This window comes from Pseudomonas sp. Marseille-Q8238 (genome assembly GCF_965111915.1).
This window is the reverse complement of the sequence record NZ_CBCOPI010000001.1, coordinates 2,954,783-2,967,449: the sequence shown is the minus strand read 5'-3', so window position 1 is coordinate 2,967,449 and position 12,667 is coordinate 2,954,783. Positions and strand designations below refer to the sequence as shown.

Below are 12,667 nucleotides of genomic sequence, written 5' to 3'. Positions count from 1 at the left end.
CACTGCCGCGCTCAGGAGAGTGCCATGTCCCGTCCCAGTTGCCCTCGTTGTTGCCGCCCGCTCAGTCATTGCCTGTGTGTGTTGATTCCCCGCTTATCCAGCCGCACCCGGGTGCTGATCCTTCAGCATCCTGACGAGGTTGGGCACGCGCTGAACACTGCGCGCCTGGCTGCGCTGGGTCTGCAGAATGCGCAGTTGCAGGTAGGGGAAGTATTTCCCGAGTTGAAGGCATGGCTGGCGGACGAGGCGTATTCCCCGCACCTGCTGTTTCCCGGGGAGGGGGCTGCAATATTACCGTTGACCGTTAGCGAAGACTCGCGACCGCTGCTGCTGGTCGTGCCCGATGGAACCTGGCGCAAGGCACGCAAACTGCTCCACCTCAATCCTTTGCTGGCAGGTTTGCCCCGCGTCAGCCTGCCCGCGGGCCTGCATTCGCGTTATCGCTTGCGCAAGGCGCCGGGCGAGGGAGCGCTGGCGACTATTGAAGCGATCACCATTGCGCTGAATCTGCAGGAGGCACCAGCTTGCTTCGATGCATTGCTGCGCCCCTTCGACGCCCTGATCGAGGGGCAGATCGCGGCAATGGGGGCGGAAACCTTCCAGCGCAATCACCAGCGGACATAATCGCCCCCCGTCATCTCAAGGTTTGCTCAGGGTCTTCTGCCTGAGGATATAGATCGTGACCAGCACGGCGCTGGTGAGCATGAATGCGCGGGCCCAGGGAAGGGGCACCAAGTAGCAGGAAAAGCTGATGCTCACCCACATCAATGCAATGGCGTAGACCTTGCCCTTGAGCGGAATGCCATGGCCTTCAAGGTAGTCACGTACCCACGGACCGAGATAGCGGTGATTGACCAGCCATTCGTAGAAGCGCCGCGAGCTGCGCACGAAGCAGGCAGCGGCTAGCAGAAGGAAGGGTGTGGTGGGCAGGACGGGGAGAAAAATGCCGATCACCCCCAGGGCCACACTGAGCCAGCCCACCGCAATCAGTGCATAACGCACGCTGCGGTGGCGGCTCTGGCGGATATCGCTATGCGCCACGGCGCCAGTTAGTGATGGCGAGGCTTGAGTAGCGCCGGCTTCTCTTCCGGCGCATGGCAGAGCAGGAACAGCGCGGTGAGCAGTTCGGGAATCTGATCGACCATGCTGTCGACCAGATCCTGGTCACGCGCGATCTCGGCGAATTCGGCTTGCTCGTCGAACAGGCCCGAGCCAACCATGATCGGCAGCAGCAGTTCACTGACTTCGTCTTCGGCGTCTTCGAACCAGACGGCTTCACGCAGGAAGACACCTTCCATGAAACCGATGCACCAGCCGCGCATGTCGGATTCGTCCGGGTCTTCACCCAGATCGACGTCACAGGGGAACTCGGGATCATCGTCACTGGCCAGTTGACGGCCGATGTGCGCCTTGAGTTGCACCAGGGTCGCTTCGATTTCTTCGCGCTCGGCGTCGCTGCGGTAGTGCGGTGGTTCGGCGAACAGCGCGTCGATCCATTCCCGCTCCGGCACTTGCTCGGGGCAGATGGCCAGGGCGGTCAGGTAGCCGTGTGCGGCCACGTAGTCCAGGGCTTCCTCGTGCAGCTCATCAGCATCGAGAAAAGCTTGCAGGCGGGACAGTTGCTCGGCAAAGGACATCGGAGGCTACCTTGAGAAAAGAATCAGCCGGGATTCTAGCCCCCAACGTGGGCAAAAGCACGGCCAAAGGCTTGGCTGACCAGTGTAGGCGCTCATCTTCGACACGCTGGCGTATACTGCGCGGCTTCTTACGGAGTCCCTATGCTCGTCCAGGCACAACGCATCCTCAAAGACGTTTTTGGCTACGACGCCTTCCGCGGTAACCAGGCGGCGATCATCGAGCGCGTGGCGGCAGGCGGTGATGCGCTGGTGCTGATGCCTACCGGCGGCGGCAAATCGTTGTGTTTCCAGGTGCCTGCTCTGTTGCGCCAAGGCCTGGCGGTGGTGGTCTCGCCATTGATTGCCCTGATGGATGACCAGGTGGCCACGCTCGACGAGTTGGGTGTGGCAGCGGTGGCGTTGAACTCCACGCTGAGTGCGGACGATCAGCGCGATATCGCCGACCGAGTGCTGCGCGGCGAGATCAAGATGCTCTACCTCGCCCCGGAACGCCTGGTGCAGCCGCGCATGCTGGCGTTTCTGCAACGGCTGCAGGTTGGTCTGTTCGCCATCGATGAAGCCCACTGCGTATCGCAATGGGGCCACGATTTCCGTCCCGAATACCTGCAGCTGGGCCAGCTCGCCGAGCTGTTTCCCAACGTGCCACGCATTGCCCTGACCGCCACGGCAGACATGCGTACCCGTGAGGAGATCGTCCAGCGTCTGCACCTGCAGAATGCCGAGCGTTTCCTCTCCAGTTTCGATCGCCCGAACATCTTTTACCGCATCGTACCCAAGGATCAGCCGCGCAAGCAGTTGCTCAGCTTTCTCGCGGCGCGCAAGGGGGATGCGGGTATCGTCTACTGCCTGTCGCGCAAGAAGGTGGAAGAGGTCGCTTCATTCCTTACTGCCCAGGGCTTTCCGGCGCTGCCGTACCACGCCGGTCTGGCCAATGAACTGCGGGCTTATCATCAGAAGCGCTTCCTCAACGAGGAAGGGTTGATCATGGTGGCGACCATTGCCTTTGGCATGGGTATCGACAAGCCCAACGTGCGCTTTGTCGCGCACCTGGATCTGCCCAAGTCGCTGGAAGCCTATTACCAGGAAACCGGGCGTGCGGGGCGTGATGGTTTGCCTGCCGATGCCTGGATGGCGTACGGCCTGCAAGACATGATCTTCCTCAAGCAGATGTTGGCCAACTCCGAGGGGGACGAGCGCCACAAGCGAGTCGAACAGCACAAACTCGATGCCATGCTGGCGCTGTGCGAGGAGACGCGCTGCCGCCGTCAGGCGCTGCTGGCCTATTTCGACGAAGAGCTGCCCAAGCCTTGTGGCCACTGTGACAACTGCATCGATGGCGTGCAGACCTGGGATGCCACCGAACCGGCACGCCAGGCGCTGTCGGCGATCTACCGCAGTGGCCAGCGCTATGGCGTCGGCCATCTGGTCGATATCCTGCTTGGCCGCGAGAACGACAAGATTCAGGCCTCGGGCCATCAGCATCTGGCGGTGTTCGGCATGGGCAAGGCGCTCAGCGAGGGCGATTGGCGCACGCTGTTTCGCCAACTGGTGGCGCGCGGCCTGGCCGATGTTGACCTCGATGGTTATGGCGGCCTGCGCCTGTCCGACAGCTGCCGCCCGCTGCTGCGTGGTGAAGTCAGCCTGGAATTGCGCCGCGATCTCAAGCCGCAACAGGCGGCCAAGGCATCCGGGAGCAGCGCCAGTCAACTGGTGCGCCAGGACGAGCGTGAGCAATGGGAGGCCCTGCGTACCCTGCGCCGCAAGCTGGCAGAAGAGCACAGCGTGCCGCCTTATGTGATCTTCCCCGATGCCACGTTGCTGGAGATGCTGCGCAGCAAACCGGCTTCGATGAGCGACATGGCACAGGTCAGCGGGGTGGGCGCACGCAAGCTGGAGCGCTATGGCCAGGCTTTTCTCGAAGTGCTTAATGGTGCTGTCGAGACGCCACAGGTGGTGGTCGACTTGCGTCATGAACTGGTCAGCCTGGCTCGTGCCGGCATGACCCCCGCACAGATCGCCGCTCAGCTCACGTGTACGGAGAAGAACGTCTACAGCCTGTTGGCCGAGGCGATTGGCCGTCAGCAGTTGAGCCTGGAGCAGGCGCTGGACTTGCCCGAGGACTTGCTGGGCGAGATCCAGGATGCCTTCCTCGATGGTGAAGGCGAGCTCCCCCCGGCATCCGCCGTCGCCGAGCAATTTGCCGGGCGTGTGCCCGATGGCGTACTGCATTGCGTGCGTGCGGCGCTGCAGAGCGAGTTCGAGCTCTAGTAGCAGTCAAGCGCTGCCTCTTCCGTAGGGCGCCATACCCTGAATAATGCGCAACCCTCCCTGTTGTGCGTCGACTTGCATTTCATTCAGATGCCTGACGTAGCAATGGCCTGATGTGCCGGTGCTTTTGGCGTGTCGGGTTAGTGATGGGCCAGCCAGGCAGTGCTAGGGTCCGTTGCAGCGCCATGGCTATTCACGCTGGCGCCTTATCCACTACGGGCAGCCAGCATGGAACGACTGATTCAGGCCAACGGCCAGCCACATTACGGCATCTTCGCTACGCCACCCACTGAGGTGAACTACCGGGATTTCGATTTTCGCTCACCCATGGGGCGACGCTTGGGCTCCCTGGCCAAATGGCGGCGCTTTCACCAATTCCAGTACTTCGGGCTGGTCAGCAATGAGCTGATCGGTGGCTGTGCGCTGGGCAACCTGAGCTTGCTGGGTATCGGCTTCGTCTACCTGTTTCATCCCGCCAGTGGCCGCCTGCTCGAACGCCAGTTTCGCTTGCCGTTGGGTTTTGGCACCACCTTCTCGCAGCAGCCTGACGAAGGCGTTTGCGAGTTGCGCAGTGGAGGTAATCGCTTGCGCCTGGAGAACCATGCCAACCCGCGCGAGAAGCGCTTGTTGGTGGAGCTGGATGATGGCACGCACATCGAGGCACATTTTTCCGAACAGAGCCCGGCGTTTCAGCCCATGTGTATCTGCACGCCAACGGCCGTGAACGGTTGGGCCTATGCGCAGAAGGTGGCGGGGGTACGCTGTGCAGGACAGGTGCGCAGTGCGTTGGGTGATTTCGACCTGTCGGACATCGATGCCTTTGCTCACCACGATTGGTCGGCCGGCTACATGCGCCCGGAAACCCACTGGAACTGGGCCTGCCTGTCCGGCTCTGTTGGTAACGTGCGGCTTGGCCTGAATCTGTCATGCGGCGTCAACGAGACCAGTTTCAGCGAAAATTGCTATTGGCTGGACGGGAAGCTGATGCCGGTCGGCGGCGTGCATTTCCAATTTGATCGTGACCAGCCGCTGCAGCCCTGGCAGATCCGTTCTGGCGATGGCCAGATAGCGCTCAGTTTTCGTGGCCATGGCCTGCACCGCGAGCAACTGAACCTGGGCGTGCTGGCGAGCAACTTCAAACAGGTCTTTGGCTGCTTTCAAGGCACCTTGCGTCCGCCCGGACGGGAGCCGTTACAGATCGATAATTTGTGGGGATTTGTTGAGGACCAGTACGTCAAGTGGTGACAACGTGCTTGGCGCAAGCCGCGAAGCAAGGTTATGGTTAGGCGACTAATAATTAGGTTTTTCTACTGTCTGAATCAACGTCGGGGGGCGTGGACAGTGGCAAGAACCGATAACGTGGTCGTAATCCTATGCAAAAATTCGCGCAACACAGTTTTGGTATGCAGTTGGCCCAGCTTTCCCGTTCGTGGCGGGCCGAGTTGGACCGACGTCTCTCCGGCCTTGGTTTGTCCCAGGCGCGCTGGCTGGTTCTGCTGCATCTGGCTCTGCTCGAAGACATCCCCACCCAGCGTGAGCTGGCGAAGTCCGTCGGAGTGGAGGGGCCGACCCTGGCGCGTCTGCTTGACAGTCTTGAGGCCCAGGGGCTGGTCCAGCGTCAGGCGGTTCCGGAGGACCGGCGTGCGAAGAAGGTCGTGCTCAGCCCGCAGGCGCGTCCTCTGATCGAGCAGATCGAAAGCATTGCCCAGCAATTGCGCACGGAGTTGTTCGCCGGCATTGCCGAGGATGACATCAAGCGCTGCCAGCAGGTGCATGCGCAGATTCTGCAGAACCTCGAAACGATCTGACTCCCAGTTGCCGTTGCAATGCAGCGGGCGGCTGCGGCCGCGCTATCATGGGCGCCGCCAGCCTACGGAGACCTGAGCCATGTCGAACAAACCCGAGGTAGTCATTACCTACTGCACCCAGTGCCAGTGGCTGCTGCGTGCCGCCTGGCTGGCGCAAGAGCTGCTCAGTACCTTCAGCGATGAGTTGGGAAAGGTCAGCCTCGAACCCGGCACCGGGGGTGTATTCCGTATCGTCTGTGCTGACGTGCAGGTGTGGGAACGCAAGGCCGATGGCGGTTTCCCCGAAGCCAAGGTGCTCAAGCAGCGTGTGCGCGATGTCATCGACCCTGCGCGCGACCTGGGCCACAACGACCGCTGATCCCGGCTGTCAGGCCACCTGTTCCACGTTGGGTGCGTGCTTGCTCAGGCGCGCTGAAATCACCGTTGCCAGCAGAATCAGCACGCCGCCTGCGAGCATGCGCAAGCCGGGTTGTTCGTTGAAGATCCACCAGGCAAAGAGAATCCCGTAGACCGGCTCAAGGGCGAACACCACCGAGGCACTGCGTGCATTGAGCACGCGCAGGCTGGCGACGAACAGGCTATGGGCCATGGCGGTGCACAGCAGGCCGAGCAGAGCGATCCACAGCCAGTCCAGGGCGCGTACCTCAGGCAGCAATGACCAGGCGAAGGGCAGGCTGCAGACGAGGATGCTGACGTTCTGCCACAGGGCGGCCTGTGCCGGGTTCAGGCCGCGCGTGGTGGCGCGGTTGGAGACTGATACGAGGGCGAACAGCAGCCCTGACAGCACTGCCCAGATCAGCCCCAGTGTGGCTTCACTGCCAAAGTCGAAGTGCGGCGTGACCAATATCAGCCCCAGGCAGACCAACGCGACCACGGCAAACTCGCTACGGCGAATCTTCTCCTTGAACAGCAGGCTTTCGAGCAGCACGGTAAAGGCCGGAAAACTGGCGAAGCCCAGGGTCGCCACGGCCACCCCGGCGACCTTCACGGCGATGAAGAAACTCCACCAGTGGCCACCAAGCAACAGGCCGGCACCGGCGAGTGCCAGCAGGCGCTTGTAGCTGGGGCGTGTGTTGACTGTGCCAGAGCGGGCGAAGGGCGCCAGTGCCAGCACGGCGAACAGCGCACGGCCAAAGACAATGACGATGGGCGCAGCCAGGGCCAGCTTGCCGAAGATGCCGGAGAGGCCGAAACACAATGCACCGAAGTGCAGGGCGACCAGTGCAGAGCGCCGGTTCATGCCAGGCGTGCGCCGTTGGGCAGGGGATGGTCGAAGCGGGTCAGTACGACCTTGCCATCGGCATCGTGGACGCCGGTCACCAATACCTCGGAGCGCACACCCGCGACACGTTTGGGGGCGAAGTTGCACACGCAGAGTACCTGGCGCCCGACCAGTTGTTCGGGCGAGTAATGCGCGGTGAGCTGGGCGCTGGAGGTTTTTACCCCCAGCTCGCCAAGGTCGACTTCCAGCACATAGGCCGGTTTGATGGCTTTTTCATTGAGCCTGGCGCTGAGCAGGGTGCCGACACGCAATTCCACGCGTTCGAAATCCTGCCATTCGATGGTGTGCATAAGACCTCCCGGATGAGCGGGATAGTCTAGGTGGCTGCCAGGTTCGTGTCTGTCGCGCTACTCGCGGTTTTTATCGCGAGACTCGCGGCGCAGCTGTCGTGGCGTGGCGCCGAACTCGCGTACCAGCGCTGCCGTGAACGCACTTTGCGAGGCATAGCCAACCCCGGCAGCAATCTCGCCTACCGACAGGTCGCTGCTCAGCAACCGGTGCCGTGCCTGGCGCAGGCGTCGGGCGCGCAGGTAGTCCATAGGCGTCAGGCCGGTCTGCTCGAGAAAGCGAGCATGGAAACGCGACGCCGACAGACCGCACAGGCGTGCAAGGTCGGTGACCTGTAGCGGATGGGCACAGTGCCGGTCGATATAGGCATCGAGCCTGGCCATGGGCAAGTGGCGCTCGCTGTCCGTATGCACGGAGACCTGGCTCAGGCTGGCGAGCAGCAGTGCAGCACCTTGCTGGGCAATGACGTCGTCGTTGATCGGGCTGGCGGCAAGCCAGTTGACCAGTTGGCTTTGCGCAGGTGCCAGCAGCAACTGGCCAGGGCGGTCGAGCAGGCGCCGGCTCGCGTCGGCATGCTGGCCAAGGCGCTGCTGTAGCCAGTCGTCCGAGGGAACGTCGAGCACCAGGCAGTGGCTGCCGGCAGGGCTGGCACAGGCATGGTGCATCTGCGGGGGGATCACCGCCAGGTGCTGGTTGGAGACCTGCCAGCCACGCCCGGATACCTCGAAATCCAGGCAGCCGGACAGGCCGAACACCAACTGGCCGTGGTCGTGGCTGTGGGCGATCTGCTCGTGACGATAGTGGCGCAGGGAGAGAACCGGGTGCATGGCGGGCTCCTGAAACGAGCCGTTAGTCTACACCGCGTGCGATAGGGGCTGTGTGCATGTCATCGAATCGACATGTGGTTGTCATATTGGCTTCACTGGGGGCGCGCACGCTCGGCTAAACCTAGCGGAGGGCATCCATGAGCATCGCCGAGCGCAGCAAGCCGAGTCGCAAGCAACGAGTCCGTACCCTGTGGATTTCCGACGTGCACCTGGGCACCCGGGATTGCCAGGCCGAGCGTCTGGCGGCCTTCCTCAAGCGTTATCAGGCCGACAAGGTCTATCTGGTTGGCGACATCATCGATGGCTGGAAACTGCGCGGCGGTATCTACTGGCCGCAGGCACACACCAACGTGATTCGTCGGCTGCTGACCATGAGCAAGCGTGGCACCGAGGTCATCTATGTCACCGGCAACCACGACGAGTTCCTGCGCCGCTACTCGACCCTGATGCTCGGCAATATCCGCCTGGTCGACGAGACGATCCATACCACGGCCGATGGCCGCCAGTTGCTGGTGATCCATGGTGACCAGTTCGATGTGATCACCCGCTACCACCGCTGGTTGGCGTTTCTCGGCGATTCTGCCTACGAGTTCACCCTGACCCTCAATCGCTGGCTCAATCACTGGCGCGGACGCTGGGGCTATGGCTACTGGTCGCTGTCGGCGTACCTCAAGCACAAGGTCAAGACGGCGGTCAATTTCATCAGCGATTTCGAAGAAGCCATCGCCCACGAGTGCGTCAAGCGCGGGCTGGATGGCGTGGTCTGCGGGCACATCCACCACGCGGAGATTCGCAAGGTCGGCGAGGTCGAGTACCTCAACTGCGGGGACTGGGTCGAATCGTGCAGCGCACTGATCGAGCACCTGGACGGCAGTATCCAGCTCTACCGTCTGGCCGAGGAGCAGGCTCGCGAAGCGGAGCTGGCCGCCAGCCTCGGGACGGCGGCATGAGGATACTGATCGTCAGTGACGCCTGGCATCCGCAGGTCAATGGCGTGGTGACCAGTCTGCAGGCGCTGATCACCGAGCTGCGCGGGTTCGGTCATCTGGTCAAGCTGCTGTCACCGGCGGATTTCCGCACGATGCCGTGCCCAAGCTACCCGGAAATCCCGTTGGCCTGGGACCTGTGGCGCGTAGGCCCGATGATCCGTGACTTCCAGCCCGATTGCGTGCACCTGGCCACCGAAGGGCCTCTGGGCTGGGCGGCGCGGCGTTGGCTGAGCAGACGCGGTCTGGCCTTCTCCAGTGCCATCCATACCCGCTTTCCCGAATACGTGAACACACGCTGGCCGCGTATTCCCCTGTCCTGGGGGTATGCCTTCCTGCGCCGTTTTCATCGGCCCAGTAGCGTGGTGCTGGTGAGCACCGAGCGCATGCGCGAGGAGTTTGCCACCTATGGTCTGTCGCGCCTGCAGCTCTGGCGCAAGGGCGTGGACCTCGGACTGTTCCGCGTTCAGGAACAGGTGCCGTATACGCCGGTATTTCTCTATGTCGGGCGGTTGGCGGAAGAGAAGAACGTCGCGGCCTTTCTGGCCCTCGACCTGCCGGGCGAAAAGCATGTAGTCGGTGACGGGCCACAGCGTGCCCAGTTGCAGGCGGCTTATCCGCAGGCGCATTTCTTCGGCTATCAGCAGGGTGAGGCACTGGCGCAGGCCTTTGCGCGCGCCAGCGTGCTGGTGTTCCCGTCGCGTACCGATACCTATGGTCTGGTCATGCTCGAAGCATTGGCTTGCGGCACGCCAGTGGCAGCGTTCCCGGTGCTGGGGCCCTTGGATGTGCTGGAGCAGGGCGTGAGCGGGGTAATGGATGAGGACCTGCGGCGTGCCTGCCTGGCCGCCCTGCAGCTCGACCGTAGGCAGTGCGCCGTGCTGGCTGCCCGGCAGTCTTGGCAGGCGTCAGCGTTGGAGTTCCTGGCATGCCAGCCGTTGCTCGATGGTGAGCCGGTTGCGTTCGAGGCCATGCAGGTCGCCCGGGCGTAGCCGTGGGCATCCAGCAGGATTCACGCTAGAGAATGATCTTGTCGCGCAGTTTTTCGGCGGCCTGGTTGAGCGCCTGGATCACCTTTTCCTTGTCGTAGTTCTGGATGCCGTTGGTATCCAGGTACATGGAAAAGCCCGGCAGCTCATGCTCGACGTAACTGGAGCGAGCGCCCAGATCACGGCGGAAATCCACCACCTGATAGATCTGCACCGGCCGGCTGAAGCCCTTGACCGCGATCTGGCCCTTGTCGCGGCACATGATCACGTCTTTCACCAGCGAATAGGTCTCGTGGGAAATCAGCACCTCGCCGGCCTCGGAAGAGCTTTCCAGGCGGCTGGCCAGGTTCACTTCGCGACCGATGATGGTGTAGTCCATGCGCGTGTCGGCGCCGAAGTTGCCCACCGTGCAGTAGCCGGTGTTGAGGCCCATGCGGATTTCCAGTGGTTTGGTGATGCCCTGGGCACGCCACTGCTGGCGCAACACCTTCATGTGCTTGCGCATGGCGATGGCCATGGATACGGCGTTGACCGCGTCCTTCTTGGCACCTTGGGTGGAAGGGTCGCCGAAGAAGATCATCACGCTGTCACCGACGAACTTGTCGATGGTGCCGCCGTATTTGAGGGCGATCTTCGACATTTCGGTGAGGTAGGTGTTGAGCAGGTCGGTCAGCTGTTCGGCTTCCAGCTCCTCGGACAGCTCGGTGAAGCCCTTGATGTCGGAGAAGAACACCGTGAGCTTCTTGCGCTGGGTTTCCAGGCGCACGCTGCGCTTGCCGCTGAAGATCATCTCCCACACCTGCGGTGACAGGTACTTGGCCAGGTTGCGGGCCAGGCGGGCGGCTTTTTCCTGCTCCTTCTTGATATCGCTGCGGGCCTGGGACAGGCGCTGGCCCTGCTCGTGCACGAGGAAGGCGGTGATGCAGATGTACAACGTGGTGAGCAGGATGCTGACCACCGACACGAGGACCGGCGTGTCAGTCGTGACTTGCGGATGGACCAGTGCGCTGGTCATGGCCATGCCGCCAGCGGCGATCAGCAGGGACAGCCCCATGCGGCGCAAGCCCCCGGCAATCAGGGCGCTGAAACTGAGAATGAGCAGGAACATCAAGCCCGGTACCACCGAAAATCCCATCAGCACCGCCGCCGCGCCGGCATGGGCAGAGTCGATGAACATCAGCACCAGGCTGGTCTGGTGGGGGTAGTCGCGTTTGAAACGATTACCCAGATGGTAGGCGAGGTGCGGGTAGAGCAGGGCGTAGGGCACCATCCACAGGATGTCGTAGCTGAAGTGCTGGCTATAGGTGCCCGCGGCGATGCTCGCAGCAATGGCGATATAGGCCAGAACCCGCGAGTAGTACTCACGGAGCAACGGCGTGGTCTGAACCTTTGGCGGTTCCTGAGTGGCGGGCTTCATGAAATGGAACGATCCCTGATGTTTTTCTGACGCTTCTACTGAGCGCCTGGACGGTCTGCAAGACCTGAGCCAGTGATGGCGGGTGGGGGATCATAACCACCCGCACAGGCGGCGGCCAAGTGGGGACGGCGAATGGCGCGGCGTTCGCCAGGTTTCAGCCGGCTTTGCGCTCCATTGCAGCCTTGTAGATCGACTGTTTCGGCTGGGCGAACAGGCGGCGTAGCATCGGTTCGAAAAACGTCAGGGGAAGGACTTCACCTTGCGGGTCGAACGCGGCGGCATCGTAACGAGCGCAGAACTCGATGGTTTGCTGATACTGCGGGTGGTCCTTGAACTGCTCGCGCAGGTGACGATCCATGCCCAGGTGATGGAAGAAGTAGTAACCCTGGAAAATGCCGTGCTTTTCCACCATCCACAGGTTTTCGGCACTGACGAAGGGCTTGAGGATGGCGGCAGCGATATCCGGGTGGTTGTAGCTGCCCAGGGTGTCGCCGATATCGTGCAGCAGGGCACAGATCACGTACTCCTCATCCTTGCCGTCGCGGTAGGCCAGGGTGGCGGTCTGCAGCGAGTGGGTCAGGCGATCAACCGGAAAGCCGCCAAAGTCGCCATCGAGCAGCTTGAGGTGGGTAAGAATGCGGTCGGGCAGTTGCGCCGCGTACTTGGCGAAGTCCTGGGCGATGACGGCCCAGTCTGCGGCACTGCCATCGTCCATATGGGTGAATCTGGCACGGGTATTCATCAGGTTGTCCTCTTGTTCTATGACGGGACTGTATGAGTGCAGCGGCGTTAAAAGCGGATGCGGCCGGTAAAGGCATCCTTGAGCATTACCCAGTCGCCCATGAGGCTGTAGAGCGGGTACTTGAAGGTGGCGGGGCGGTTCTTCTCGAAGACGAAGTGTCCGACCCAGGCAAAGCCGTAACCGGCTACCGGCAAGGCCAGCAACCACAGCCATTGCTGGGTGAAAATGGCAAAGGCGAGGATGCCCAGGACCAGCAGGCTGCCAGCATAGTGCAGACGGCGGCACACATCGTTACTGTGTTCCTGCAGGTAATAGGGATAGAACTCGGCGAAGCTGGTGAAACGTTCGGTGGTTTCAGCGCGCATGGCACACCTCCTGTCATTGTCGACGGCCAGTGTAAAGTGAGTGTCTTCGGCGGCCAGT

Annotated in this window: 15 protein-coding genes; 7 read left to right on the top strand and 8 right to left on the bottom strand. The window is 62.1% G+C overall.

Translation table 11 applies throughout. The features are described from left to right. Positions 1-24: 24 nt before the first annotated feature. Entirely contained in the window at positions 25-624 is a 600-nt protein-coding gene (locus ACWPW0_RS13785; RefSeq protein ID WP_454255604.1) for a tRNA-uridine aminocarboxypropyltransferase, read from the top strand. Positions 625-639: 15 nt separating this feature from the next. On the opposite strand, the gene ACWPW0_RS13780 is transcribed toward ACWPW0_RS13785, so the two are convergent. After that, complete coding sequence (locus ACWPW0_RS13780) at positions 640-1,041, bottom strand: YbaN family protein (protein WP_447592366.1); 402 nt, start codon at positions 1,039-1,041, stop codon at positions 640-642. An 8-nt stretch (positions 1,042-1,049) separates the two neighbouring features. Further along, positions 1,050-1,637 carry a UPF0149 family protein gene (locus ACWPW0_RS13775; RefSeq protein WP_447592364.1) on the bottom strand — a complete coding sequence of 196 codons (588 nt, stop codon included), beginning with the start codon at positions 1,635-1,637 and terminating at the stop codon, positions 1,050-1,052. Positions 1,638-1,778: 141 nt separating this feature from the next. Here ACWPW0_RS13775 and recQ point away from each other — a divergent pair, with 141 nt between their 5' ends. The 4 genes from recQ (at position 1,779) to ACWPW0_RS13755 (ending at position 6,071) form a co-directional block, all read left to right on the top strand. Next, positions 1,779-3,905, top strand: coding sequence for a DNA helicase RecQ (gene recQ / locus ACWPW0_RS13770; protein ID WP_447592362.1), 2,127 nt, complete (start codon positions 1,779-1,781; stop codon positions 3,903-3,905). Between the two features lie 228 nt (positions 3,906-4,133). Beyond that, on the top strand, positions 4,134-5,150 hold the full coding sequence (locus ACWPW0_RS13765; RefSeq protein WP_454255603.1) for a DUF2804 domain-containing protein: 1,017 nt from the start codon (positions 4,134-4,136) through the stop codon (positions 5,148-5,150). A gap of 128 nt (positions 5,151-5,278) precedes the next feature. Next, positions 5,279-5,713, top strand: coding sequence for a transcriptional regulator SlyA (gene slyA, locus ACWPW0_RS13760; protein WP_447592358.1), 435 nt, complete (start codon positions 5,279-5,281; stop codon positions 5,711-5,713). A 79-nt stretch (positions 5,714-5,792) separates the two neighbouring features. After that, positions 5,793-6,071: a SelT/SelW/SelH family protein gene (locus tag ACWPW0_RS13755; RefSeq protein ID WP_454255602.1), complete on the top strand. Its 279-nt coding sequence runs from the start codon at positions 5,793-5,795 to the stop codon at positions 6,069-6,071. Positions 6,072-6,080: 9 nt separating this feature from the next. Here the strand turns inward: ACWPW0_RS13755 and ACWPW0_RS13750 are convergent, their stop codons facing one another. Genes ACWPW0_RS13750 through ACWPW0_RS13740 form a run of 3 tightly spaced genes read right to left on the bottom strand, consistent with a single transcriptional unit; the run spans position 6,081 to position 8,110 of the window. Further along, positions 6,081-6,953 carry a DMT family transporter gene (locus ACWPW0_RS13750; RefSeq protein ID WP_454255601.1) on the bottom strand — a complete coding sequence of 291 codons (873 nt, stop codon included), beginning with the start codon at positions 6,951-6,953 and terminating at the stop codon, positions 6,081-6,083. Further along, positions 6,950-7,285 (bottom strand): tRNA-binding protein, encoded by a 336-nt coding sequence (locus tag ACWPW0_RS13745; protein ID WP_447592353.1) that lies wholly within the window; start codon positions 7,283-7,285, stop codon positions 6,950-6,952. The genes ACWPW0_RS13750 and ACWPW0_RS13745 overlap by 4 nt, the downstream gene beginning before the upstream one ends. A 57-nt stretch (positions 7,286-7,342) precedes the next feature. Then, positions 7,343-8,110, bottom strand: coding sequence for an AraC family transcriptional regulator (locus ACWPW0_RS13740; RefSeq protein ID WP_454255600.1), 768 nt, complete (start codon positions 8,108-8,110; stop codon positions 7,343-7,345). 137 nt (positions 8,111-8,247) lie between these two features. On the opposite strand from ACWPW0_RS13740, the gene ACWPW0_RS13735 reads away from it, so the two are divergent. Continuing rightward, the gene (locus ACWPW0_RS13735; protein ID WP_447592350.1) at positions 8,248-9,060 is read left to right on the top strand and encodes a UDP-2,3-diacylglucosamine diphosphatase; all 813 of its coding nucleotides are present in this window, start codon (positions 8,248-8,250) and stop codon (positions 9,058-9,060) included. Further along, positions 9,057-10,088, top strand: coding sequence for a glycosyltransferase family 4 protein (locus ACWPW0_RS13730; RefSeq protein ID WP_454255599.1), 1,032 nt, complete (start codon positions 9,057-9,059; stop codon positions 10,086-10,088). The genes ACWPW0_RS13735 and ACWPW0_RS13730 overlap by 4 nt, the downstream gene beginning before the upstream one ends. Positions 10,089-10,113: 25 nt before the next feature. On the opposite strand, the gene ACWPW0_RS13725 is transcribed toward ACWPW0_RS13730, so the two are convergent. The 3 genes from ACWPW0_RS13725 to ACWPW0_RS13715 form a co-directional block, all read right to left on the bottom strand. Then, positions 10,114-11,502, bottom strand: coding sequence for an adenylate/guanylate cyclase domain-containing protein (locus ACWPW0_RS13725; protein ID WP_447592347.1), 1,389 nt, complete (start codon positions 11,500-11,502; stop codon positions 10,114-10,116). A gap of 154 nt (positions 11,503-11,656) precedes the next feature. Then, positions 11,657-12,244, bottom strand: coding sequence for an HD domain-containing protein (locus tag ACWPW0_RS13720; RefSeq protein ID WP_454255598.1), 588 nt, complete (start codon positions 12,242-12,244; stop codon positions 11,657-11,659). Between the two features lie 47 nt (positions 12,245-12,291). Continuing rightward, a complete protein-coding gene (locus ACWPW0_RS13715) occupies positions 12,292-12,609 on the bottom strand; it encodes an Mpo1-like protein (protein ID WP_447592343.1) in 318 nt (105 codons plus the stop codon). Positions 12,610-12,667: the final 58 nt, after the last annotated feature.